This window comes from Prevotella rectalis (assembly GCF_900607215.1).
In the GTDB taxonomy this organism is placed as follows: domain Bacteria; phylum Bacteroidota; class Bacteroidia; order Bacteroidales; family Bacteroidaceae; genus Prevotella; species Prevotella brunnea.
The window spans coordinates 1,298,467-1,322,649 of record NZ_LR027820.1; the positions used below are offsets into that span (position 1 = coordinate 1,298,467).

At 43.6% G+C, this 24,183-nt stretch carries 25 protein-coding genes, 1 tRNA gene and 1 pseudogene; 17 read left to right on the forward strand and 10 right to left on the reverse strand.

What is annotated here, in order from left to right; translation table 11 throughout:
* Together E0E16_RS13935 and E0E16_RS06625 are read left to right on the forward strand one after the other, a co-directional pair.
* Positions 1-188, forward strand: a pseudogene (locus E0E16_RS13935) (hypothetical protein); the annotation flags it as partial.
* Positions 189-220: 32 nt separating this feature from the next.
* Positions 221-1,066, forward strand: coding sequence for an IS3 family transposase (locus E0E16_RS06625; RefSeq protein ID WP_255418124.1), 846 nt, complete (start codon positions 221-223; stop codon positions 1,064-1,066).
* 797 nt (positions 1,067-1,863) lie between these two features.
* On the opposite strand, the gene aroB is transcribed toward E0E16_RS06625, so the two are convergent.
* On the reverse strand, positions 1,864-2,910 hold the full coding sequence (aroB, locus tag E0E16_RS06630) for a 3-dehydroquinate synthase (protein WP_130829635.1): 1,047 nt from the start codon (positions 2,908-2,910) through the stop codon (positions 1,864-1,866).
* A 252-nt stretch (positions 2,911-3,162) separates the two neighbouring features.
* Here aroB and E0E16_RS06635 point away from each other — a divergent pair, with 252 nt between their 5' ends.
* Positions 3,163-3,534: a DMT family protein gene (locus E0E16_RS06635; protein ID WP_130829636.1), complete on the forward strand. Its 372-nt coding sequence runs from the start codon at positions 3,163-3,165 to the stop codon at positions 3,532-3,534.
* A 19-nt stretch (positions 3,535-3,553) separates the two neighbouring features.
* Here E0E16_RS06635 and purN read toward each other — a convergent pair whose 3' ends face one another.
* From purN to E0E16_RS06655, 4 genes are read right to left on the reverse strand one after another with little or no spacing between them, the layout of a single operon-like run.
* Positions 3,554-4,135: a phosphoribosylglycinamide formyltransferase gene (purN, locus tag E0E16_RS06640; RefSeq protein WP_130829637.1), complete on the reverse strand. Its 582-nt coding sequence runs from the start codon at positions 4,133-4,135 to the stop codon at positions 3,554-3,556.
* Positions 4,136-4,152: 17 nt separating this feature from the next.
* The gene (locus E0E16_RS06645) at positions 4,153-4,569 is read right to left on the reverse strand and encodes an RNA-binding S4 domain-containing protein (RefSeq protein ID WP_130829638.1); all 417 of its coding nucleotides are present in this window, start codon (positions 4,567-4,569) and stop codon (positions 4,153-4,155) included.
* Entirely contained in the window at positions 4,566-5,141 is a 576-nt protein-coding gene (pth, locus tag E0E16_RS06650) for an aminoacyl-tRNA hydrolase (RefSeq protein WP_130829639.1), read from the reverse strand. The genes E0E16_RS06645 and pth overlap by 4 nt, the downstream gene beginning before the upstream one ends.
* A 35-nt stretch (positions 5,142-5,176) precedes the next feature.
* Positions 5,177-5,821 (reverse strand): 50S ribosomal protein L25/general stress protein Ctc, encoded by a 645-nt coding sequence (locus E0E16_RS06655; protein ID WP_130829640.1) that lies wholly within the window; start codon positions 5,819-5,821, stop codon positions 5,177-5,179.
* A gap of 256 nt (positions 5,822-6,077) precedes the next feature.
* On the opposite strand from E0E16_RS06655, the gene nusB reads away from it, so the two are divergent.
* The 5 genes from nusB (at position 6,078) to E0E16_RS06680 (ending at position 9,522) form a co-directional block, all read left to right on the forward strand.
* The gene (gene nusB, locus E0E16_RS06660) at positions 6,078-7,040 is read left to right on the forward strand and encodes a transcription antitermination factor NusB (protein ID WP_130829641.1); all 963 of its coding nucleotides are present in this window, start codon (positions 6,078-6,080) and stop codon (positions 7,038-7,040) included.
* Between the two features lie 68 nt (positions 7,041-7,108).
* Positions 7,109-7,441 (forward strand): preprotein translocase subunit YajC, encoded by a 333-nt coding sequence (gene yajC, locus E0E16_RS06665; RefSeq protein WP_130829642.1) that lies wholly within the window; start codon positions 7,109-7,111, stop codon positions 7,439-7,441.
* Positions 7,442-7,471: 30 nt separating this feature from the next.
* Positions 7,472-8,479: a CdaR family protein gene (locus E0E16_RS06670; protein WP_130829643.1), complete on the forward strand. Its 1,008-nt coding sequence runs from the start codon at positions 7,472-7,474 to the stop codon at positions 8,477-8,479.
* A complete protein-coding gene (coaE, locus tag E0E16_RS06675; protein WP_130829644.1) occupies positions 8,476-9,051 on the forward strand; it encodes a dephospho-CoA kinase in 576 nt (191 codons plus the stop codon). The genes E0E16_RS06670 and coaE overlap by 4 nt, the downstream gene beginning before the upstream one ends.
* Positions 9,052-9,069: 18 nt before the next feature.
* Complete coding sequence (locus E0E16_RS06680) at positions 9,070-9,522, forward strand: DUF5606 family protein (RefSeq protein WP_130829645.1); 453 nt, start codon at positions 9,070-9,072, stop codon at positions 9,520-9,522.
* A 589-nt stretch (positions 9,523-10,111) separates the two neighbouring features.
* Here the strand turns inward: E0E16_RS06680 and E0E16_RS06685 are convergent.
* From E0E16_RS06685 to E0E16_RS06705, 5 genes are read right to left on the reverse strand one after another with little or no spacing between them, the layout of a single operon-like run.
* Positions 10,112-12,418 carry a RelA/SpoT family protein gene (locus E0E16_RS06685; protein ID WP_130829646.1) on the reverse strand — a complete coding sequence of 769 codons (2,307 nt, stop codon included), beginning with the start codon at positions 12,416-12,418 and terminating at the stop codon, positions 10,112-10,114.
* Positions 12,419-12,454: 36 nt separating this feature from the next.
* Positions 12,455-13,594, reverse strand: coding sequence for a lytic transglycosylase domain-containing protein (locus E0E16_RS06690; protein WP_130829647.1), 1,140 nt, complete (start codon positions 13,592-13,594; stop codon positions 12,455-12,457).
* A 36-nt stretch (positions 13,595-13,630) separates the two neighbouring features.
* Positions 13,631-14,371 (reverse strand): DUF5683 domain-containing protein, encoded by a 741-nt coding sequence (locus tag E0E16_RS06695; protein ID WP_181951333.1) that lies wholly within the window; start codon positions 14,369-14,371, stop codon positions 13,631-13,633.
* 56 nt (positions 14,372-14,427) lie between these two features.
* Complete coding sequence (locus E0E16_RS06700; RefSeq protein ID WP_130829648.1) at positions 14,428-15,336, reverse strand: ParB/RepB/Spo0J family partition protein; 909 nt, start codon at positions 15,334-15,336, stop codon at positions 14,428-14,430.
* 35 nt (positions 15,337-15,371) lie between these two features.
* The gene (locus E0E16_RS06705) at positions 15,372-16,148 is read right to left on the reverse strand and encodes a ParA family protein (protein ID WP_130829649.1); all 777 of its coding nucleotides are present in this window, start codon (positions 16,146-16,148) and stop codon (positions 15,372-15,374) included.
* A 110-nt stretch (positions 16,149-16,258) separates the two neighbouring features.
* On the opposite strand from E0E16_RS06705, the gene surE reads away from it, so the two are divergent.
* The 9 genes from surE to E0E16_RS06750 all read left to right on the forward strand — a co-directional run bounded on the left by surE (position 16,259) and on the right by E0E16_RS06750 (position 24,160).
* Positions 16,259-17,029 (forward strand): 5'/3'-nucleotidase SurE, encoded by a 771-nt coding sequence (surE, locus tag E0E16_RS06710; protein ID WP_130829650.1) that lies wholly within the window; start codon positions 16,259-16,261, stop codon positions 17,027-17,029.
* Between the two features lie 53 nt (positions 17,030-17,082).
* A complete protein-coding gene (gene lpxB / locus E0E16_RS06715) occupies positions 17,083-18,219 on the forward strand; it encodes a lipid-A-disaccharide synthase (RefSeq protein WP_130829651.1) in 1,137 nt (378 codons plus the stop codon).
* A gap of 364 nt (positions 18,220-18,583) precedes the next feature.
* Positions 18,584-18,668, forward strand: a tRNA-Ser gene (locus E0E16_RS06720).
* Between the two features lie 166 nt (positions 18,669-18,834).
* Positions 18,835-19,248 carry a hypothetical protein gene (locus E0E16_RS06725; protein ID WP_255418125.1) on the forward strand — a complete coding sequence of 138 codons (414 nt, stop codon included), beginning with the start codon at positions 18,835-18,837 and terminating at the stop codon, positions 19,246-19,248.
* Positions 19,249-19,386: 138 nt separating this feature from the next.
* Complete coding sequence (locus tag E0E16_RS06730; protein ID WP_060941493.1) at positions 19,387-19,593, forward strand: helix-turn-helix transcriptional regulator; 207 nt, start codon at positions 19,387-19,389, stop codon at positions 19,591-19,593.
* 24 nt (positions 19,594-19,617) lie between these two features.
* Positions 19,618-20,397, forward strand: coding sequence for an HNH endonuclease (locus E0E16_RS06735; RefSeq protein WP_130829652.1), 780 nt, complete (start codon positions 19,618-19,620; stop codon positions 20,395-20,397).
* A 3-nt stretch (positions 20,398-20,400) separates the two neighbouring features.
* Positions 20,401-21,744: a DNA (cytosine-5-)-methyltransferase gene (gene dcm / locus E0E16_RS06740; RefSeq protein WP_130829653.1), complete on the forward strand. Its 1,344-nt coding sequence runs from the start codon at positions 20,401-20,403 to the stop codon at positions 21,742-21,744.
* Positions 21,741-22,649, forward strand: coding sequence for a DpnII family type II restriction endonuclease (locus E0E16_RS06745; protein ID WP_130829654.1), 909 nt, complete (start codon positions 21,741-21,743; stop codon positions 22,647-22,649). Before dcm ends, E0E16_RS06745 begins: the two co-directional genes overlap by 4 nt.
* Positions 22,650-22,762: 113 nt before the next feature.
* Entirely contained in the window at positions 22,763-24,160 is a 1,398-nt protein-coding gene (locus E0E16_RS06750; protein WP_130829655.1) for an IS5 family transposase, read from the forward strand.
* Positions 24,161-24,183: the final 23 nt, after the last annotated feature.

Genomic DNA, 24,183 nt, shown 5'->3' on the forward strand with positions numbered 1-24,183 from the left:
AGAGGTATCGTATGGCTCATAAAGAAACGAATTTGACAGACAATGAGATATTGCGCCAGAAGATAGTGAACCTCCAACACGCATTGTCTTTGGAGAAGATGCGCAGCCGTGCCTATGAGAAACTCATAGAGATAGCCGAATCCGAGGAGGGTATCAGCATCTTAAAAAAAGATGGTGCCAAACAGTAACGGCGCTGCGTGAGGAGTTTCCCGGTGTATCCGTGGAATTCCTCTGTGGGCTGTTTGGCAAGAAACGCCAGTGGTATTACGCAAGCAGCAAGCTTGTGATTTCTGAGCGGCAAAGGCGTAAACTGATAGTTGACAATGTACTCTACTATCGTGCCTGCTGTCCCGGGATAGGCGGTGTGAAACTGCACGTCCTCCTCAAGTCGGAGCTAGGTGAAGATGTTACTCATGGTCGCGACTCCTTCTTAAAACTACTTGCTTCAGAAGGACTTATGCTTCCCAAGAACAAGCGAAGACGTACAACGGACTCCAATCATCCTTATAGGAAGTATCCTAATCTTGTACAAGGTGTTACGGCAATGTATGCTAACCACATTTGGGCAGCCGACATAACCTACGTTTGGATTTACGGCAACGTCCTGTACCTCCATCTCATTACAGATGTTTACTCACATGCTGTCATAGCCTGGTGTTTATCCGAAACCATGGAGGCTATAAATACGAAGGAGGCATTGCTAATGGCAGTTAAGGCAGCCGGAGGAGGCAACCTCTGCGGAACGATACACCACTCTGACAGGGGTTCGCAATATGCCTGCCACCTATATGTTGAAACTCTTATGTGCCACCATATCAGGGTTAGTATGACAGAACGGTACAATCCTACGGACAATCCTGTGGCGGAAAGGACGAATGGAACCTTTAAGGTTGAGTGGATTTACCAGCAGGAGATGTACCGAGATTATGACCAGGCCAATATGGAAATCTCCAAGGCAATAGCCTTCTACAACAACAGACGACCGCATATGAGCATAGGAATGAAATGTCCGATGGATGTCTATAGAGGCGAACAGCCCGGGAGAAATCTTTGGAAAAAGAGATAAATGCTTGCAAAAAAGAAAAATATAACGTATCTTTGGAACGCCGAAAATATGGCGAACGACGGTCTTATGCCATCTTCACCAAAGGTCCCAGGGGGCATCGAGCCCCCTAAGACCTTGCCGAAAATATGACGGAACTTAGGTGTTGTCCATCTTCTTTTATGCAAGTGCACTGACTTCAAATTTAAACTATATAATGTTAATGTCAAGTCATTCAGTAAATAAGAAAATATTTGACAAGTAAAACAGAAAAACATCGTCAGATCTGACAAGTGAATTCAGGAAAAGACAATTATTCCTCATTCATCCATCCAAAGCTTAGCTTTTGCAATCTAAAAGCTTACCTATTGCAATGCAAAAGGTCATGAATTGCAATGCAAAAGCCAAGCTTTTAAATCGCAATTAATATCATCTTGATTATCAGTGGATTACGAAGCGTGTCTCGGACGCAGTTTTTGTAATATAATTTCGTGGTGATGGGCGGATCGAATGTTGGTAGTGTCCTTAAAAGTGTGTAATTCAGGCGTAATGGACATTTGGAGCCTTTCAGCCTGCCAAATGTCCATTACGCCGAATTTATATTAACAAGAAACAAAGGTAACAAAAGGGGCTGAATCCAAGCGAGGAATCCGGTCCTAATTTTTTATGCTCAAAAAAAGTTTTAGCGGACAGCAATATAACTTTCTACATTATGGTATAATGTCAAAAGCAAGTGATAAACAAAGAAAATGTTATTTCTGAAAAGTTACGTGAAACCTTATACAAAAGAAAGAGTAAAAGTTTTTCTGTTATCTGTCAAACTATCCTTCCCTTAAAAAATCAAGTGTTTCTTTTATATCTTCTTCGGTTGCGATGCTGTCCAATTGGACTTTCCCAATATCGCCAAGCAATGTGAGGCAAATATCATCGCCACGATTCTTCTTGTCGTGTCGCATCAACTCTATCAATTCATCATAGTCCGTACAAGCGAAATCCGGCATTCCATAATTTTCCCTTATGAAGCGAAAGGTTTTGCGCATTTTATCAACCGGAAATCCCTGCTTTATCACGGACAGATAAAGCTCGCAAACAATTCCGAACGCGACAGCATAACCATGAAGTAGTGGCTGACGATACATTGCCAAAGCCTCAAAAGCATGACCGAAAGTGTGCCCGAAATTCAATGCTTTGCGCATACCTTGCTCGTAAGGATCGGCCTCCACGATATTCGTTTTCACCTTCACGTTATCTGATACCATTCCGGAAAGCAATTCCAAATCAAGTGCATCAAAATCGAAAGCCAAGAGTCGTGCCCACGACGTATCATCAGAGATAAGTCCGTGTTTGAGCATCTCCGCATAGCCACTCAGCAAATTCGGCATATCAAGCGTTTCGAGCCATTTTGTATCCGCAATGACAAATCGTGCTTCATTGAAAGCCCCTATTTCGTTCTTCACCCCTCCGAAGTTAATCCCTGTTTTCCCGCCAACACTTGCGTCAATCATACCAAGCAGTGTGGTGGGAATATTGATGAAATCAATGCCACGCTTGAAAGTGGATGCCGCGAAACCGCCCAAATCTGTTACCATGCCTCCACCAAGATTGATAAGCAACGAATGACGAGTGGCTTTACCCACTTGTAATCTCGTCCAAACGTGGAGCAACGTCTTCAAGGTTTTGTTTCCATCGCCACAAGGAATGGTAATGACTTGCGCATCTTTCACGCTCAAATAGTCGTCTATTCGTTTCCAACAGAGTTCCATTGTTTTTTCATCGGTCAGAACGAAAATACGATCGTGTTCACATTCGGCAATAGCCTCTGCCAAACTTTCCTTAAAATTGTGGGGGATAATAATTTTTTGATTCATGAATTCTTCTATAATTCAGATGCAAATATAATGTTTTTCATATTATTTCAACGGATGATGCGATTACTTTTTACATAATTTTTCATATCATTCACTACCATTGCACGGCTATGCTTTGACTTGTGCATCATTAAGGCAAAGCAAACTCACGCAGCCAATCACCATTAAAAAACATATATACCGTTTGTTTCTTTGCCCATTCGGATGTTTTTATTTAATTTTGCCATGGAAACGAGAAACAGAAAAAAACAAATGAACGGACTTTACACAGTTGGACTGCTGATGGTGTCAAACATTTTCATGACCTTTGCTTGGTACGGACACATCAAACTCCAGCAAATGAAAGTGATAACCGATGCCACTCCCTTGTATATCGTCATTTTGTTGAGCTGGTTGTTGGCATTGGCGGAGTACACTTGCCAAGTGCCTGCCAACAGGATAGGTTACACCGGCAATGGCGGAAGTTTTTCATTGGTAGAGTTAAAAGTCATTCAAGAGGTCATATCACTTATTGTCTTTATGCTCTTCACCGTTGTTTTCTTCAACGGCGAAAGTTTGCATTGGAATCATTTGGTTGCTTTCGCCTGCCTCGTGGCAGCTGTCTTTTTCGCTTTCTTGAAATAGTTTTTGGTTTTTTTCGGTATTATTCGATGAGCCTTTCTTTTACCAATGTCTCTTCAATAATCTGTGGGAAATGCTTCATTTCGAGTTGATGCTCTTTCTCAGCGATATCATCCGGTGAATCTGAAGGCAAAAGAGCTGTCTTATACTGAGCGATAATCTCTCCATCGTCGCAAACATTGCTCACCCAATGTACCGTCATTCCGGTCTCCACTTCTTCGGCTTCCTTGACAGCTTCATGAACATGATGACCATACATCCCAAGTCCGCCGAACTTTGGAAGAAGCGCAGGATGGAGATTTATCATCCTGTGGTCGTAGGCCGCTATCAGCCAATCGGGAATCATTAGCAGAAAGCCCGCCAAAACAATAAAATCGATGTGATTTTCCTTCATAATGCCAAGTACACGCTCACGATCATTAAACTCTGACTTCCGAAGAACAACGGACTTCACATTCAACTTTTGTGCCCTGACAAGGGCATAAGCATCTGCTTTATTGCTTACGACCAGCGAGATGGTTACTTTAGGATGGTTATGAAAATAGCGAATGATGTTCTCACAATTCGTACCACTTCCGGAAACAAAGATAGCAAGGTTTACCATAAATATATTATTCTTGATTATTCTTCTTCATCTTCAAAATCATCAAAGCCAAACATGGCAGGCTCCACAAACGCATCCAACTGCCGGCGGTCTTTCTTTGTTGGTCTGCCGGTGCCACGCGCTCTATCCACAAATCCGCTAATGCGACTCATTTCCAGCAATTCGTATTGTTTCGGGTCGGTAACGTTCTTGTAAACTTCCGGAAGGAGCTTTGCGCCAACGCGCTGTTCTATGGCTTTCAGCACTTCGAAAGAATAAGTTACGGGCGGTTTCTTCACACTCACAATCTCTCCCACCTTAATGGTTCGAGAGGGCTTAAGAGGTATTCCGTTTATCGTTACCCGCCCGTTTTTGCAAGCATCAGCAGCCATGCCACGTGTTTTAAAGATGCGGGCAGCCCAAAGCCATTTATCTATTCTTGCAACATCGTTCATGATATTTTCCCCAATTTGTTGTATTGATTCATCGTAATGTCGATGCCCGCAAGCACAAAGCTCTTAATGATATCCACGGCAATATTGATGCCGGGTTGCAGCAATTCCAAATCGGCTTCAGAATATTTTCCGAGCACCCATTCCACTTGTCGTCCACGAGGATAATCATTACCAATGCCCATGCGCAGCCTCGCATAGTTCTGACCAATGAGCTGCTGTATATGTCCAAGCCCATTATGCCCACCATTGGAACCACTTCCCTTCAATCGAAAAGCTCCCAAAGGAAGTGCCACATCGTCTGAAACGACAAGCAACCGGCTCTCATCTATATGCTCGTTGTTAAGCCAATAGCGCACAGCATTTCCGGAGAGATTCATGAATGTAGTGGGTTTAAGAAGGATTACCTTTCTCCCTTTTAGCGAAGTCTCTGCCACAAAGCCGTAGCGTTTGTCTTCAAAAACAATATTGGACGCCTTAGCAAAAGCGTCCAATACCATAAAACCTGTGTTGTGGCGAGTTCCCTCGTATTCTTGTCCGGGGTTCCCCAAGCCACAGATCAAATACTTATCCAACTTTCAAATCTTATTATTGATTTAGGATGACCGGATTATTCAGCTGCCGGTGTTTCCGTGCTCTCGGCAGTTTCTTCCGTTCCTTCAGTCTCCTCAGCGTCAGTTGAAGACTCTACGGCATTACGTGTAGCCTTAACCGAGCAAACCACAACATCCTTAGAGGTTACAAGCTCAAGATTCTCGAAGCTCAAATCCCCCACTTTAATACTCTTGCCCAAACGAAGTCCTGTAACATCAATGTCGAGATGTTCCGGAATCTGCTGATAGGGAGCTTTAACATTTATCTTACGAATAGAAAGGTTCATGCGACCACCATCGCGTACACCCTGTGCAAGTCCTTGCAATTTAACAGGCACCCCCATAACAATAGGTTTCGTGTCGTTTATCTCATAAAAATCCACGTGAAGAACGGCATCTGTTACCGGATGGAACTGAATTTCCCTTAAGATGGCAGTATGACGCTCGCCACCAATCATCAACTCTACCACATATATGTGCGGAGTGAAAATCAACTTGCGAAGTTCCGACATTGGTGAAGAGAAAGAGACAGCCACCGGCTTTCCATTCTCTTTTGTCTCACCGTAAAGATTACATGGAATAAGTCCTTCCTTGCGAAGCTCTTTAGAAGCCTTTTTACCTACTGAGGCGCGCTTCTCGCCCGAGATTTTGATTTCTTTCATTTTGCTTGTGTTACTCTAAATTAAAAAAATTAATTCGCCATCACACGTTGAGTCAATAACGAGCGAGCATAAAGCCATCTCTTCATCGTCATTCTCAATTTGTAAAAAGCGGTGCAAAGGTACAAATATTTAGTGGCGAAAACAAGTAATTTCACCAAAAATTAAGAAAAACAGTCATTCTCTTGCATAACACGCGGATTTTTCCTACATTTGCACAATTAAAGAAATCAACAGAAACACAACTTCAGAACTTGCAATGATAAATAGAGATTTAATTCGAATAAAAGTTGTCCAGCTAACCTATGCTTATTATCAGAATGGCGATCGCAATATTGACAAGGCAGAAAAAGAGTTGCTCTTCAGTTTGTCAAAATCATACGGACTTTACAATCATCTCTTATCCCTCATTGTAGCCATCACGCAGGAAGAGCGGCATCGCATGGAAATCCTGACAAACCGTGCCAAACGAGAAGGCGCTCCCGAACCATCACAACGATTTGCTTACAACAAGTTCGCCGTGCAGCTGGAAGAAAATAAGCAGCTGATTCAATATATGGAAGGCCAACAGCACCAATGGCAGGACAATATGGAAGCGGTTCGGAAACTGTGCGACCAAATTGAGCAAAGCGTCATTTATCAAGAATACATGGCAAGCGAAGAAGACTCATACGATGTCGATCGAGAGGTATGGCGCAAAATCTATCGCGCGCTCATTCAAGAAAACCAAGACCTCGACACCGTGTTAGAAGAGAAAAGCCTTTATTGGAACGATGACAAGGAGATTGTTGATACCTTTGTCATCAAAACCATCAAACGGTTCGACCCCGACAAGAAGAGCGAGCAGGAACTGCTACCGGAATACAAAAATGAGGAAGATCGCGAATTTGCCGTGAAGCTGTTCCGTGCTACCATACTCAATGCAGATACCTACCAGCGATACATGAGCGAGACAAGTCGCAACTGGGATTTCTCCCGATTGGCTTATATGGATGTGGTCATCATGCAAATAGCCATTGCCGAGATGCTCACTTTCCCCAACGTGCCGATAAGTGTAACCATCAACGAATACGTAGAATTGGCAAAACTTTATAGCACACCTCGCAGTGGAGGATATATTAATGGTATGCTTGATGCCATCGCCCGGTATCTCATCAATGCGGGAATACTGTTAAAGCAGATGCCCGAACCAAAAGGAAAACATGCACAAGGTGGAAAATAAATTTTCTTCCCATTACGCTCAAGGGCAGAAAAGAAATTAAACCAACGAAATAATCAAAGATAATAAAAATGAATACAGCTATTTTATTGGCGGCACAGTCCGCAGGCGGAAGCCAAAGCCCACTCCCCATGATATTAATGATGGTAGCCATCTTTGTCATCATGTGGCTCTTTATGATTCGTCCACAACAAAAGAAGCAGAAACAAATTCGTGCTTTCCAAAACGCGCTCAAAGAAGGCGACTCCATTGTTACCGGAGGAGGAATCTACGGCACAGTGAAGCGCATCGACATGACATCCAACAAAATTGACGTGGAAATCGCACGTGGCGTAACCATCACCGTTGATAAAGGGTATGTATTCGCCGACACACAAGCACTGCAACAAAGCACCGGGAAATAGAAAAACTCATTCAGAATAAATATCGGTTAAATGGTAGGCAAACCATTGCATTCATTCAACTTCATCAGGAACTTCTTGTCGAGACTTATCAACAAGGAGTTTCTGATTTTTTTGTTCTTCCTCGTTTTGAGCGGATTATTTTGGCTCACGAACGTGCTCGACGACACCTACGAGAAAGACTTGGAAGTAAGCATCCGACTTGCCGGAATACCTAAGAACGTGGTGATTACGGGAGAAGTGGATTCCGTTGTCCATGTAACCGTGCGCGATAAAGGATATGTCATTGCGCTTTATATGTTCCAAAAAGAACTCCGACCGTTATTTTTCGATTTCAACACCTTCAGTCGCCATAACAATACGGGGCAAATTCCGGTGGTGGAAATTCAAAAGTTGTTAAGCCAACAGCTTTATATGAGTACCAAGATTGTTTCTGTGAAAGCAGTTGATTTGGATTTCACCTACAATTATGGACAACACAAGAAGATACCCATTCGAATGGTGGGAATGGTGATACCGGGGAAAGGCTATTTCCTTTCCAACGTGCAAATCGTACCGGACAGCGTGACGGTTTACGCATCGAAGAAACTTCTCGACAGCATACAGACCGCACACACCGAACGACAGGAAATTGTAAACTTTACCGAACAGGAAGAGTTCACCGTGCAACTGCGAAAAATGAAGAACGCGAAACTCATCCCCAACAAAGTGAAACTGAAACTCTACCCCGACGTTTTGACTGAGGAAACGGTAGAGGTGCCCATTGAACCAATAAACGTGCCTGCCGACAAGGTGATGCGCGTCTTCCCGGGAAAGATAAAGGTAAAGTTTGCCATCGGAGCACAAAGAATGAAGCAAATGCCCAAGAATTTAGAAACGCGACAATTGCTGCCAACCGGGTTCAGAGCGATTGTGGATTATAAAGAGGTGGAGACTCACAGGTCTGAAAAATGTCGCGTGTACATACAAGCAACACCCAACGGAGTAAGAAACGCCCACCCGGTGGTTAATTTTGTAGATTACTTAATTGAGCAAAAATGAAAATTGCCATTACGGGGGGTATCGGCAGTGGGAAGTCGTTTGTATGCCGATGTTTGGAAACAAGAGGCATCAACGTTTACGACTGCGATGCCGCTGCCAAGCATCTGATGCGCACATCGCGAGAACTCCAGCATCAACTCAACGCACTCTTAGGAAAAAACATTTTTTTCGGGGGCGAACTGAGTAAAGCAGAATTGGCTAAATTCATATTGAGCAGTCCCATAAACGCAAGGGCAGTCGATGACATCGTGCATCCTGCCGTCGCATTAGACTTTGAAAATTCAGGCAACGACTGGTTGGAATCAGCCATCCTCTTCGAGAGCGAATTCATCAATCGAGTTTCCATCGACAAAATAGTATGCGTAGCTGCTCCGAAAGAACTGCGACTAAGTCGTATCATGTGGCGCGATGGTATAGACCGGGAGAAGGCGCAAGCATGGATTAACCGACAGATGCCACAAAGCGAAGTGATGAAAAGAAGCGATTACACGATTTTCAATGACGGCGAGCACGACGTAGAGGCACAAGTGAAGCAACTCCTTGAAAAATTGAAAGCAGATTACACAAAATAAACAAAAACAAATAAAAAAATGACACAAACAATTCTTTCAATTGCCGGAAAACCGGGATTATATAAATTGGTTAGCCGCGCAAAAGCAAACTTAATAGTAGAAACTCTCGATGGCTCGCACAAACGCATGCCCGCATTCGCGACCGACCGCGTTACAAGTCTTGCCGACATCGCGATGTTCACCGATACAGAAGATGTGCCCTTGGCTGATGTACTCGCAAAGGTACGCGATAAGGAAGAGGGGAAAAAGGTTTCCGTTAATTGGCGCAAAGCATCGGCGCAAGAGCTGCAAAACTATTTCGCCGAGGTATTGCCCGACTTCGATCGCGACCGCGTACACAACAGCGACATAAAGAAACTTCTCCAGTGGTATGACATCTTGATTAATGCAGGAATTACCAAGTTTGAGGAAGACTTGAAGCCCACACAAGGCGACAACATTGACGACCGCCAAGAGCAGGAAGGGGAATAACCGATATTCTGTTGCCCTTCCCCACACGGTTTCACGCAAGGAGTTTCAAGTTGAACTTCCCTTGTCGTTTTTGACCCAAGTCGGTCATTAGAAACTATTTTAGTTCCTTTTTTCTAATGACCGACATTAGAAAAGTGGCTTTATATATGTTTGTTATTCAGCAATTTACAAACTAAAAACCATCCCCTATAAACTTATATCAACACCTGCCTGTCCGGGCAAGACAAAAGACAAGCATGTTCTTTATTTGGAAGGTCGTTGAAAACGCAAAAATCTTTCCCGGCGATATGGGAAAAGTTCAATAATGTCCTAAATTTTCTTCATTCGTCTGTTCAAAGCTTACCTTTTGTTCCGTAAAAGCTTACCTTTTACAATGCAAAAGGTCATGAATTGGGGTGCAAAAGCTAAGCTTTTAAATCGTAATTAATATCTTCTTGATTATCAATGGATTACGGAGTGTGTTTCGGGCGCGGTTTTTGTAATATAATTTCGTGATGATTAGGACGCCATTGGGAAAAGATAAAGATTTTCTCACTGCCATACGACACCGAAAAATCCTAACGATCGATTTGGGTTGAATAGCTGATAATTACATGATTTCCTGCACGTTCTGCATATCGTTGATTCTTTTCAGACTTTTCACAATGTAGCTCACATCGTCCCGATCGTGAACTCGGAGACTGATAGTTCCGTGGAAGATGCCACTATCGCTGGAGAGTACGATTTTTCTTATATTCACACCGAGTTGCTCGGAGATGACATCAGACACCTCGCGCAAAACACCTTTCCTGTCAATCCCTTGAATTTCGATGGTGGCATCGAAGAATAGCTTTTTGTGCATATCCCATTTAGCATCCAATATGCGCGGACCGAAGCTGGCTTTGAGTTTCGATGCCACCAAACAAGACCGTTTGTGAATTTCTATGTGTCCTTTGTTGTCGATATAGCCCAGCACGTCATCGCCCGGAATGGGATGACAGCAGTGCGGAAAGATATATCGTTTGATGTTGTCATCGGTAATGAAAATGGGTTTTTTCTTGTTCAACCGTTTATCAACCACTATCAATCCATCTTTCACGCTGGCTGCAAGTTCGTCATCCGCTCCGCTTTCGAACCTCTTGTTCTGATTTTTCAGGAACGGAACATATCGTCTCCATTTGGCTGTATAGCCTTCTGATTCCTGTTTCCGTTTTCCCTGCAACTCGTCAAGATCCAAATCGCCAAGTCGAATGTTCTTTTCGCCAATGGCAGCAAAGAGATTGGCATGTTTCTGCATGCCGTGCAGACTGCAAAGTTTGTCGAGCACAGAGGTTGTCATCTCAAAATCGTGAGCTTTGAGCCATTCTTCCAAAATCTCCTCTCCCACTTTCTGTATCTCGCGATTCTCTCTTCTCAATATGGCGAGCACCTTGCTTTTTGCTTTTGCCGTGGAAACGAAATTCACCCACGATTCTTCCACGCGTTGCGACTTGGAGGTAAGAATCTCCACTTGGTCGCCACTCTGCAACTTATGACTGATGGGCACCAGTTTATGGTTTACTTTCGCCCCGATGCAATGACTTCCGAGGAAAGTATGAATTTGGAACGCAAAATCAAGTGCCGTGCATCCGGCCGGCAACATTTTGATTTCGCCCTTGGGGGTGAACACGAAGATTTCGGAGGCAAAAAGATTGAGCTTAATGGCATCAAGGAAATCCATCGCATCGGGCTGTGGATCATCTAAAATCTCTTTGATGGTGTGCAGCCAATCGTTCAATTCTCCTTCTTCTTCGTTTATTTCGCTCTCTCCCTCCTTGTATTTCCAATGTGCTGCAAATCCTTGCTCGGCAATCTCGTCCATCCTGTCAGAGCGAATCTGCACCTCTATCCATTGTCCGTTTTTCGACATTAACGTAACGTGGAGTGCCTGATAGCCATTGGCTTTCGGATGGTTCACCCAATCGCGCAAACGATCGGGATGGCTCTTGTAGAGTTTGCTGATGGCAACGTAGATTTGAAAACACTCGTTCACCTCGTCTTGCCGATTCTTGGGTGTGTAGATGATTCTTACTGCCAATATATCGTAAATTTCCTCAAAGGTAACGTGCTTGTTTTGCATCTTGTTCCAAATGGAATAAGGGCTTTTCACGCGCGCTTTGATTTCATATTTTAGTCCCATCTTGTCGAGTTCCGCACGAATGGGAGAGGTGAAAGTATCGAATAAGGTTTCGCGCTTTTCCTGTGTCGAGGCTATCTTCGCTTCAATTGCTTTGTAGGCATCGGGATGTTCATAGCGAAAACTCAGGTCTTCAAGTTCCGTTTTTATCTTGTTCAGCCCAAGTCGGTTCGATAGTGGCGCGTAGATATAGAGCGTTTCCCCCGCTATTTTATATTGCTTGTTGGCAGGTTGCGAAGCAAGCGTGCGCATATTGTGCAATCGGTCGCAAATTTTTATGAGAATGACTCTTATGTCATCGTTCATCGTGAGCAGCAACTTCTTGAAGTTCTCAGCCTGTGCGGATGCCTGTTCTCCGAAAATTCCACCGGAAATCTTGGTAAGTCCGTCCACAATCTGCGCAATCTTGACACCAAAGATATTTTGAATGTCTTCCACGGTGTAATCCGTATCTTCCACGACATCGTGGAGCAAGGCCGAACAGATACTGGTGGAACCGAGTCCCACCTCCTCGCAAGCAATTTGTGCCACGGCAATGGGATGCATGATATAAGGCTCGCCCGACAAGCGTCGAACTCCCTTGTGGGCTTGGCGCGCAAAATTAAAGGCCTTGGTTATGATGTCCACTTTCTTACGGTGGGGAGAGGCAAGGTAAGTATCCAATAAGTGTTGGAAAGCTTCATCTACCATTTTTTCTTCGGCAGTAGCTTCAATGTTGTTTTTCTCAGTCTCTTTGTCCATATTATCCTCCTGTCACGATAATTAAGGTGATTGTTTCTAATTGACGATGCGTTGCTTTGAATCAGCATTACCCGCCATCGGGACGTTGAAATTGCAAACTGCCATCTCCGCTTGTGCATTGTCAGCCTGCTGCTTGTTACGACAGAGTGGCGAAGCGTAAGCGTTGAAACGCGCTACCTTTTCCGGTGGCAGCACCAAAGTGGCATTACCATTCATGGTTTTTACAATCCCTTGTTTGTATTGTGGATTTAATATCTTAAGGTCTTCAACGTTCATGTTCAACACACTGGCGAGTTTGGCGAATGAAACGTCTTGCGTAATCATTACTTTCCCCGGCATCTCAGGCAAGCCAATCGGCTGTGGCTGTAGATTATAATCCCCAAAATGCGTCATTACGTAGTTAGCAGCAATGAAAGCAGGCACATATCCTCGCGTCTCCTTGGGCAGGTAATCGTAAATTTTCCAAAAATCATAGACGCCTCCGGCTTTTTCTATCGCGCTTCTCACTCGTGTAGGTCCACAATTATAGGCAGCCAACGCAAGCATCCAATCGCCAAAGTCGCGATAAAGGTCGCCAAGGAAACGCGCGGCGGCATAAGAAGACTTGATAGGGTCGCGTCGTTCATCGACATAATTATTGATACAAAGATTGTATTGCCTGCCCGTCGCGCTCATGAACTGCCAGAGTCCTACCGCTCCTACGGGTGAAATGGCATTCGGATTGAGCCCCGACTCTATCACGGGAAGATGTTTCAATTCAGCCGGAAGCCCATAGTACCGAAGAGCTTCCTCGAAGAAATGATTGTAATACTGGGCGCGTGCCAACAACCGGCTGGTTTGTCTGCGACCATAAGTCAGATATCTGTCAATATGTCGCTTCACTTCGTCATTGTACAACATGGGGATTGAGCCTGACAAGCGTCTGATTTGTCTTCCGATGGCATCAGATTCCGTTTCCACTTCCCTACCCTGCTGTTCAGCGGGCTTTTGATAGGAATCTCTGCCGTAGAACTTAGCGTCGGTATACTCCACTTCGTTATTCTCCTCTTCGGCTTCGGGAATATATATTTCCATCTTCCTCCCATGATTGTCGGTTACGACCCGGTTTTGGGCTTGCAGTCCGGAGAATGTCAAGGCTGACAGTAAAGCTGAAAATATGTATTTCTTTAGAATCATTCTATAGACCGTATGGTTTGTATCGAAGAGGTGATGTTAAAAGCTAAGACTGCAACCAATCCCCAAGGCAGTATTCTTAAACGGATTATTCGGTCCTGTCGAAGTGTTGCCATTGATGATCGTTGGGGCAATATGCAGTGATAGATCTTCCGAAATATCAAAATCGGACAATGAAGCATCCACATAAGCATCGATAACAGACAGAGCATAAATTCCGATAGTGGCGAAAATGCTCAAATCGCGCCAACGACGGTACATATCCTTTCGCTTTTTAAACACGTCTTGATAATACTCCTTATTGCTTTCGTCCACCGTAGCCCCCAAATGCAGGAAGTCGTTATAGCTTTGCGTGTTGGGATCATTATCCATGATGTCAATGTAGGCTTGCGAATAGTCGCGATACATTTGGTTGTTCCATGTCATGGCGTAAACGCAACCCACAAAACCTCCGTAGAAAATGGGTAACTTCCAGTACTTGCGATTATAAATTTGTCCTGCGCCCGGCAATACTAAAGCGAGCCATAGCGCACGTTTCGGATTGGGTCGCCACTGCTTCCAATCGCGAGACACCTTCTTTCTGTCCTTTGCGATGGTCTTTTCCAACTTTGTTTTATCATCTGACGACATCAGCCGAGTATCCATTACATCGTATTGAGGTTCAGTCGCCTCCATGATTTCCACCGAATCCTCCGGATAGATAATCTTCAGCGAATCCTTTCTCGGTGTTTGTGCCGTGATACCAAGGATATAAAAGCACATCAGCATGACAACCGACATCCATCTGCGGGATATGTTGTACAGACTTTTCACGTATCTATTGCCTCTTCGTTCAACTAACGTTTAATTTTATCCATCACTGCCATGATATGTTCCAGCTCTTCTTCCGAAGTGAATGGAATGCTGATTCTGCCTTTGCCGTTGGCATTACACGTCATCTGCACTTTGGTGTCGAAGAAGTCGGAGAGACGCTTTTTGAGAATATTGAATTCTTCAGGCAATTTCGATTTTATCGCGATCTTTTTCTTGGCAGTTTGTATATCCTCGCCACTCTTCAGCTGTTGGCAAAGCTCCTCCACCTTTCTCACGCTGTAACCATTTTTTTGTATTTCCCGGAACAATTTCAGCTGCAACGACGGACTATCAAGCGAAAGAAGTGCACGAGCATGTCCCATGTCTATATCTTTCTTTTGCAATGCCATTTGAACCTGAGCCGGAAGTTTCAGCAATCGCAGATAATTGGCCACCGCAGCACGGCTCTTGCTGACACGTTCAGCCACTTTTTCCTGTGTCATCCCACTTTTTTCGAGCAGATGTTCGTAGGCAAGCGCAATTTCTATGGCATTCAAGTCCTCGCGCTGGATGTTCTCAACGAGGGCAAGCTCCATGACATTCTCGTCCTTTATGGTTCGAATGTAAGCCGGGATGGCGGTTAAGCCGGCAAGCTGCGACGCTCTCCAACGACGTTCTCCTGCAATAATCTGAAACTTATTGTCAGCCACCTGACGAAGCGTTATGGGCTGAACGATGCCCAACTCTTTGATGCTGTCAGCCAATTCTTGCAAAGCCTCCGGGTCAAAGTCTCTTCGCGGTTGGTCAGGATTGGGTACAATGCTGTCTAACGCTATCTCACTGATGGTTGAACTGCCCTGTGTGCTGACCGCCTCGGTGGAAATCAGTGCATCTAAGCCTCTGCCAAGAGCATTGGTTTTTGTGCTTCGATTATATTTTTTATGAACTGCCATATTGTTCTTCTACATTTCAAATTACTCGTTTGGTCTCAAAACGAATTCTTTTTATTCTTCTCTATAATTTCTTTCGCGAGCGCGAGATGGTTCTTTGCCCCCGTTGATTCCGCGTCGTAAAGGATGACCGGTAAACCATGGCTGGGACTCTCTGATAGTTTCACGTTGCGCTGAATGACTGTCTTGAACACCAACTCTTGGAAATGTCGCTTCACCTCATCATAAATTTGCCTTGCCAACCTGAGTCTGCTGTCGTACATGGTGAGAAGGAAGCCCTCAATCTCGAGATTCGGGTTGAGTTTACTCTTGATAATCTTAATGGTATTCAACAACTTGCTGATGCCTTCCAAAGCGAAATATTCGCATTGCACGGGAATAATGACAGAATCGGCAGCAGTCAGGGCATTCACCGTAATCAATCCTAACGAAGGACTGCAATCAATCAATATGAAATCATAGTCATCGCGAATCGGTGCCAACAGCTTACTGACCATATTCTCGCGATCTTTTATTTTCAGCATCTCGATTTCCGCGCCCACCAAGTCGATATGGCTCGGCACAATGTCAAGCCCCTCAATATCGGTGGTATAGATGGCATCGCGGATGTCAGCATGATTGATCATACATTCATAGAGCGAGCAGTCCACTTCCTTTATATCAACACCCAACCCACTTGAGGCATTTGCCTGTGGGTCGGCATCTACCACGAGAACGCTCTTTTCCAATGTTGCCAAAGAAGCCGCGAGGTTGATGGTTGAAGTAGTTTTTCCCACTCCGCCTTTTTGGTTTGCCAACGCAATTATTTTTCCCATTTGTTTTTCTATCCTATCATGATTTGCCGGCAAAGATACATATTTTATACGAGAATAAGCTATATATAAACCTTTTTTCGTAAATTTGCAGTCAAAAGAAAACTTAAATTATGAAATCAAAGAAGCCTCTGATTCTCATCTCAAACGATGATGGTTATCATTCTAACGGTCTTAAAATGCTGGTGGCTTTCCTTTCCGACTTCGCTGAAATTGTCGTTTGCGCGCCGGAAGCTGCACGCTCCGGCTTTTCATGTGCTTTCTCGGTAGAGGATTATCTACTCCTGAAGAAGCGAAACACGCTGCCGGAATGTGAGTTATGGTCATGCACGGGAACGCCTGTGGACTGCGTCAAATTGGCGATAGCACGGGTGCTCGATGGCAGGAAACCCGACTTAATCATCGGGGGTATCAATCACGGCGACAATTCCTCGGTAAACAACCATTACAGTGGCACAATGGGCATTGCCCGAGAGGGTTGCTTGAAAGGCATTCCCTCCATCGCCTTCTCCAGCTGCGACTACGATATACATGCCGACCTTTCCCCATTGCGTCCTTACGTGCGAAAAATTACGAAACGAGTGCTCGACAACGGATTGCCACAAGGCGTATGTTTGAACGTAAACTTTCCAAAAACAAATACCTTCTCCGGAATAAAACTATGTAGAATGGGGTATGGAAGTTGGATAAATGAGGTTGTTCGCTGCGAACATCCAAGAGGTTTTGAATATTTTTGGATGGTAGGACAATATCGGGATGATGAGCCGGAGAAAATCGATACTGACCAATGGGCACTGAACCACGGATACGTGGCAGTAACACCGGTTCGCATCGATGTAACCGATTATACGACATTGGAGAAAATGAAAGATTGGGAAGAGTGAAATCCGGCTCGATTCGTAATCCTTTCCATAACAAGAAAGCAGACACTTGAATTATGAAATATTACTTAATCGTTGGCGAAGCCTCAGGCGATTTGCACGCCTCCCGCCTGATGATGGCACTACAAAAATATGATAGTAACGCGGAATTCAGGTTCCTTGGCGGCGACCTCATGTCAGAAGTGGGCGGACAGTGTGTCAAGCACTACAAGGAATTGGCATACATGGGGTTTATCCCGGTACTATTGCATCTGCCTATCATCCTCAAGAACATGAAGTTATGTAAAGAGGATATCGCGAAATGGCAACCCGATGCCGTAATTCTCGTGGACTATCCGGGCTTTAACCTCAACATTGCCAAATATGTAAAGAAGCACACGAAGATACCGGTTTACTATTATATCTCGCCCAAAATTTGGGCATGGAAAGAATGGCGCATCCGTTCCATCAAACGCGATATTAAGGAGTTGTTTTCCATCCTGCCCTTTGAAGTGCCTTTCTTTGAACAGAAACACAATTACAAGATACATTATGTTGGCAATCCCACGGTGGAAGAGGTGGCGACGTTTCGCAGTGAATATACGGAAAGCAAGGAAGAGTTTTGCGAACGTAACGAACTCACCAACCAACCCATTATTGCCATATTGGCAGGAAGCAGACGTCAGGAAATCAAAGACAATCTACCTTCTATGCTTGAGGCGGCAAAGCATTTTGAGGACTACCAATTAGTGGTGGCAGGAGCACAATCCATAGACGAATCGTATTATCGGAAGTTCTTGGGAAGCAACAATGCGAAGATACTGAAAAACGAGACATATAATATTCTTTCGCACTCAACAGCAGCCCTTGTAACGAGTGGAACGGCAACATTGGAGACCGCGCTCTTCAACGTTCCGCAAGTGGTATGCTATGAAACGCCCCTTCCTCATTTAATCCGATTCGCTTTTCGCCATGTCATCAAGGTGAAATACATCTCTTTGGTCAATCTCATTGCCGACAAGGAAATTGTGCAAGAGTTGCTCGCCGACCGCTTCAGGGTATATAACATTGCCAACGAACTCTATAAAATCTTGCCGGGGCAGACCGGACGCACTGCCATGCTCGACAATTACCAATCGGTACGCGAACGTTTGGGCACTTCTATCGCACCGGAAAAGGCAGCGGAGATAATGGTAACATTGCTTCGACAATAATCCGTTGCAGCCTCTTCTCTGCTGTTTTTACTTCAACGTTTTAAGACAGCAAAACGAAACGACACAATGGATATATTGATAATCAAATAGTTATAAAGGATTAAGCAAAAACGAAATGTATCGAGAGGTTATTCGTTTGGTTATACACTTTTTGGTTTTTCGCTCTCGTACCCTCTCATATGGTCGTAAAAAATGGCAATAATCGGGATTTTGCTCGAAAAGTGGGAGGAGTATTGGGCAAGTTCTAAAAAATATTTAGGATAATAGTGAAAAATATCAAGTATGATTTGATTTAATCAAATATTTTATCTATCTTTGCAACCGCTTATAAAAAGAACATGATAAAGCATCGGCTATATCATTTGGAGAGATGGTAGAGTGGTCGATTACAACGGTCTTGAAAACCGTCGTACCGAGAGGTACCGGGGGTTCGAATCCCTCTCTCTCCGCAAATAAGGGTGTAAATCAGCAAGTTATGCGATTTACACCCTTTATTACACCCCAAAAAGTTTCTCGGTATTTCTTGTATGGTTTATTGCGGCACGATGTCAGGGATTCTATTCTTACGTATCTTTCAGAGCTACTAGAATAAGACTGTCATCAACTACTACACTATTGCTCTTGGTCGTAACAAAACCTCCCAACAACGAGCAGGACTTCCGTTGGGTAGTCATCCACCCGTTTGAACGCCACGGCTGGCAGGTAAAAGCGGTCTATCTCGGCAACCCGATGCGCCACGATGAGAAGTATCTGCTTATCAACCAAGGCTTCGCTGGCAAACAACGCCTCATGCCGTTCTTCAACCGCAGCAACAACCCCGACCTTATCCTTGCCATCCAGTCGGCAGGAGTGAGCCGAGGGCGCAACGGCTTCCGCAAGGACAAGTCAGGCGAAAAGCTCGCCGAATCAGAAGAAAACCTGCTCGAACACCGCACCGACGACTCCGACGCTTTCGACACCCTCTACATCGGTTGCGAAAAGTTCCCAGTCCACGACATCGTAAATGTACCTGTTAGTGGAGTGATGTAACCTTTTATTATTCAAATAAAAGGCAAGAATCGTAAGGTTCTTGTTTTTTTTGCATTTATAAGGAAAATAATTATCCTAAGAAGAAATTATTATCATTCAAAATTACTATATTTGTAACTCAAAAATACAATAATCGATATGACAGAAGATTTGAATCGACTAAAAGTCATACTTGCAGAAAAAAAGAAATCCAACAAGTGGCTTTCTGAACAACTCAACATTGGTCAAGCCACTGTTTCAAAGTGGTGCACAAATAGGAGTCAGCCAAGCCTTGATATGGCAACCAGAATAGCTGACACTTTAGGTGTGTCACTTGACGAGTTAGTTAGAAGAGAAAACGCTTAATTTATCTTCACGTTTGCTTGCATCATGGTAGAAAGGTCAACTACAAAAAGAGTCTGGAGTCGAGACGAGTTCATTCTTGCCTTGGACTTATATCATAGAATAGAGTTTGGTAGAATAAACAAAACAAATCCAGATATAATTAAACTTGCACAGTTTGTCGGTCGCACGCCAAGTTCTATTGGTATGCGATTGGCTAACTTTGCAAATTGCGATCCCAAATTAAAGGAGCGTGGTGTTAAAGGTCTTGATGGAGCCATAAAATTATGCCAGCCTATTTGGGATGAATTTGAAGGTAATTTGGCTTACCTCAGAGAAGAAGCCATTAAAGCAAGAATCAATATTCTTGAAGCAGGCAACCCAGAACAGGCCTTGCATCTTGCTCATATTGGCGAGTGGGAAGATTTTGTCAAAGACATTAATGACTATCCTTTCTTGAAGATAGTCAATAAGAATTATAATGGACACTGCGTAATATCTGGAATTAAAATACCTGAATTACTTGTCGCTTGCCACATAATTCCGTCAGCACAGAATGAAGAAGAATCCATGAGAGCAGACAACGGACTTCTGCTTAATCTTGTATATGCAAAAGCATATGTTGAAGGATTGATTGGTATAGACAAAGATTATAAACTCCACATATCTTCATATTTGGAGTCTCATAAGTTTGACATTGGGTATTCTTCTTTGTTCCCAAGAATGTTTGAGAGTAAGAAACTATTGATAAACGATGCTGTAGTCAAGCCAAATCCCACCTTCCTTGAATGGCACATGGATACGGTATATAACAGAAAAGCAGTATAACAAATGCTAAACTTCATAGATTTATTTGCAGGTTTGAGCGGCATTAGAATTGGTTTTGAAAGAGCCGCAAGAGAATTTGGTATTGAGACAAATTGCTTACTTACTGCGGAGATTAAGCCCGCAGCAATAGAAGCACTAAAACATAGATACCCTAACGAGAAAGTAGATTATAACATTTATGATGTAAACGTTCAAATGTTTAATAACTCCTTGGATATAATCCTCGGAGGTTTTCCGTGTCAACCATTCAGTGCAGCTGGCAACGGACTTGGATTTCTTGACACGAGAGGCACTTTGTTTTTCGAGATAGAGAGAATTATTCACGAATCTACGGCTTTGGGAAACAAACCTAAGGGATTCATATTAGAGAACGTTGAAGGGCTTGTTAAACATGGTGGTGTTGAAGATGGTGCAACTTACGGTCGCACATTGACTACCATTGTAAAGAAACTGAAACTTGCGGGATATAACGTATATGTAAAAGTTCTTGATGCTTCTGATTTTGGAGTTCCACAAGCCAGAAAAAGAGTTTACATTGTAGGTCTTGATAAAAAAATTGGTAAAATAAATTTTGACAACTTACCGACCTCTCACACGACTTTTTCAAACGTGAGAGAATATGGATTACCTGCTGAACATTCAGCTTTTACTAAAAAGCTATTAGCCGCTTATACGCCTAATCAACTTGAAGGCAAATACATAAAAGATAAGCGTGGTGGTGAACACAACATCCATAGCTGGGATATATCGTTGAAAGGCAAAGTTACAAAACAAGAAAAAGATTTTCTTAATTTGCTGCTAAAAGAGCGCCGCAAAAAGAAATGGGCAGAGCTTATTGGCATAGATTGGATGGACGGAATGCCTCTAACCCAAGAGCAGATTGCCTCATTTTATAAAGAGAAAAACTTGACTTCGATGCTTGCGTCATTAACTGAAAAAGGTTATCTGGTGTACGAACATCCAAAGAAAAAGATAGTCATTTCAAGAAATGGAAATACTGCATCAAGAAGAAAACCAGACACGACAAAGCCAAAAGGCTACAATATCGTTACAGGCAAACTAAGTTTTGAGTTTAGCCAATTCCTTGATTCCAACTCTATTGCACCGACTATGGTTGCTATGGATATGGAACGAATAGGTGTAGTTGAAGAAAATGGTGTGCGACACCTAACAATAGACGAAGGACTAAGATTATTCGGTTATGAAGACTATGATTTGTCCTACTTGGAAAATAAGAAAAGAGGAAGAACCATAGCTTTTGATTTGCTTGGCAATTCTGTATGCGTCCCTGTGATACAAGTATTAGCAGAGCGTTTGATTTCGGCAATAAATAAGAAACAGAAATGAATAAGATTCCATATAAAGAATTTATAAAGAGTATTACAATGTTCTTTATAAATAATGATGTTGACAGAAAGTATCTGGAAAAGAGAGCGGAAAAACTATCCGCTCTCAAACAGCAGATGCAAAACATTAACACATTAGATGGTCTTAAAGCGTATATAAGAAATTATGAGGATTCTTTAGGTAATCTTCTTGTAATTCTTGGTGTTAGCACAGAATTATTCAAGCGTGTTATTTCTATGTTTAGAATCCAGCGGCAGATGGATTTCAAAACAGAATGGGATGTTAAACACACTCGCGTGTTCATGCTTTCTGATGAAGAAATGATGAACAAAGTGTGTACTTTGTTTGTTGAGGGGCCATGTAATAGTGAGCTTTCCACAAACATCCCCTCATACAGACTTCGTAATTTCGTCATTTCCGATACTGTTATGAAACGCTTACAGAATGATGATTTTTTGGACTTCCTTATAAGCAAAGACTTTGACACGCAATATAATAGTGATGTCTCTTTGGCTAATATTAAGCAAGTTGAAAATCTTCTTGAAAAAATATGCAATCAAGAATGTTACAGACTGGTTCGCAACCCAAAGGTTGATCCTGTCGGTAATGGCACCAGAGAAATTCAGGTTAATTACGCTATTCAAAACGAAGCTACAGACGAAATTGTCTGCTATGTAAAATATAGCTTTAACATAACCACTTCTCGTGGTCAGTCTGATTTTAAGCGCAGTGTAAAAGACTTGCGTGACTATATTCGCTCAACTTATCAGAACACTAAACAAATTGTTATTGTTGACGGAGCAGGATGGATTGGTCGTCAATCTGACTTAAAAGACATTTGGGACTATACAGACTATTGTCTCAATCTTAATTCACTAAATCATCTGAATGATATAATTATTTAGTCGTCCCTTGAAAAGTAAATAACCTATTGATTATCAATAAAATAGCCTTTCTATTATTTGTATATATCTACAAGTTTTTGTATCTTTGCATGGTAAAATCTTGCAAATCAACAATGTATAAATCTCCATCCAACACCCATCAGGTATCAATGTTTTGGGACTTGGCATCCATGCTCAATCCCACCCATCCAATGTACAAACTTGCCAATCTGATAAATTGGGAAACCTTTGAGCGTTCCTTTGCCCCCTTGTACTGTAAGGACAACGGACGCATGGCCAAGCCTATCCGCCTGATGGTCGGTCTTATAGTGCTGAAGCATATTCGCAACGTCTCGGACGAGAGCGTCGTGGAACAGTTCTCGGAGAACGCCTACTACCAGTATTTTTGCGGAATGGAATCCTTCACCATCGCCAAGCCTTGCGTACCGACGGAACTCGTGGAGTTCCGCCATCGCATTGGCGAGGCGGGCATGGAGTTGATTCTCAAGGAGAGCATCCGGGTCAACCTGCTGCTTGACGACAAGCGGAAAGAGAATGAAAACAGAAATGACGGCAAGGACGGTCGTGGACGCAAGTCCGACACCGAGCAGACAGCCTTTATCGACTCAACCGTGCAGGAGAAGAACGTCACGTTCCCCACGGATTCGAAACTCCTGAATAAAATCATCGGTTTCTGCCGCGACGTGGCTCATGCAGAGCATCTCAAGGTGCGCCAAAGCTATGCCGGGGAAATCAAGAGACTTAAGCTTGTGCAGCGTTTCCGTGGCAGGAAGAACAGTTCAGCCAAGGTAAGGAAAGCCGACCGTCGGATGCGCACCATCGCCGGAAGGCTGTTGCGCGAGCTGGTTCGGAATTTGCCCCCTGAGAACTCTTACCAAGAACGTATTGAGGTCTGCATGAAGTTTGTTAACGGCGAGAGAATGGACGGTCACAAGATCTACTCCCTTCATGAGCCGGACGTGTTGTGCATCAGCAAGGGGAAGGACCACAAGAAATACGAGTTCGGCAATAAAGTCTCCCTTGTCAGACTGTGGAATGGTCTCATTGTCGGTGCATTATCTTTCCGCAATGAATACGACGGTCATACGATAGACAAGGCAATGGAGCAGGTCGGCAGGGTCTATGGCAGGAAAATCAAAAGACTCGCTGGGGACAGAGGGTATCGCGGGCAGGAAACGTGCGGAGAGACGAACATCATGATACCCGGCGTTCCCAAGGCAAGCGACTCGCCACACACGAAAAAGAAAAAACAAATGTTCTTCCGCAAGAGAGCAGGAATAGAGCCTGTCATAGGGCACTGCAAGGCAGATCATCGATTGGGGAGGAACTTCTACAAGGGTCTCTTGGGTGATGCCATCAACGTGATGCTCGCTGCGGCTGCATTCAACTTCAAAAGAGCCATGCGGCTTCTTTTGTGCCTTATTCGAACTATGATAAAATGGAGTATTCAAGGAGTGGATTCCAACTTTAACGAAACAAAGGTGTTATCCAATACCTTTTGCTGGTTGTAAGTCGAGTTCTTGAGGGACGACTA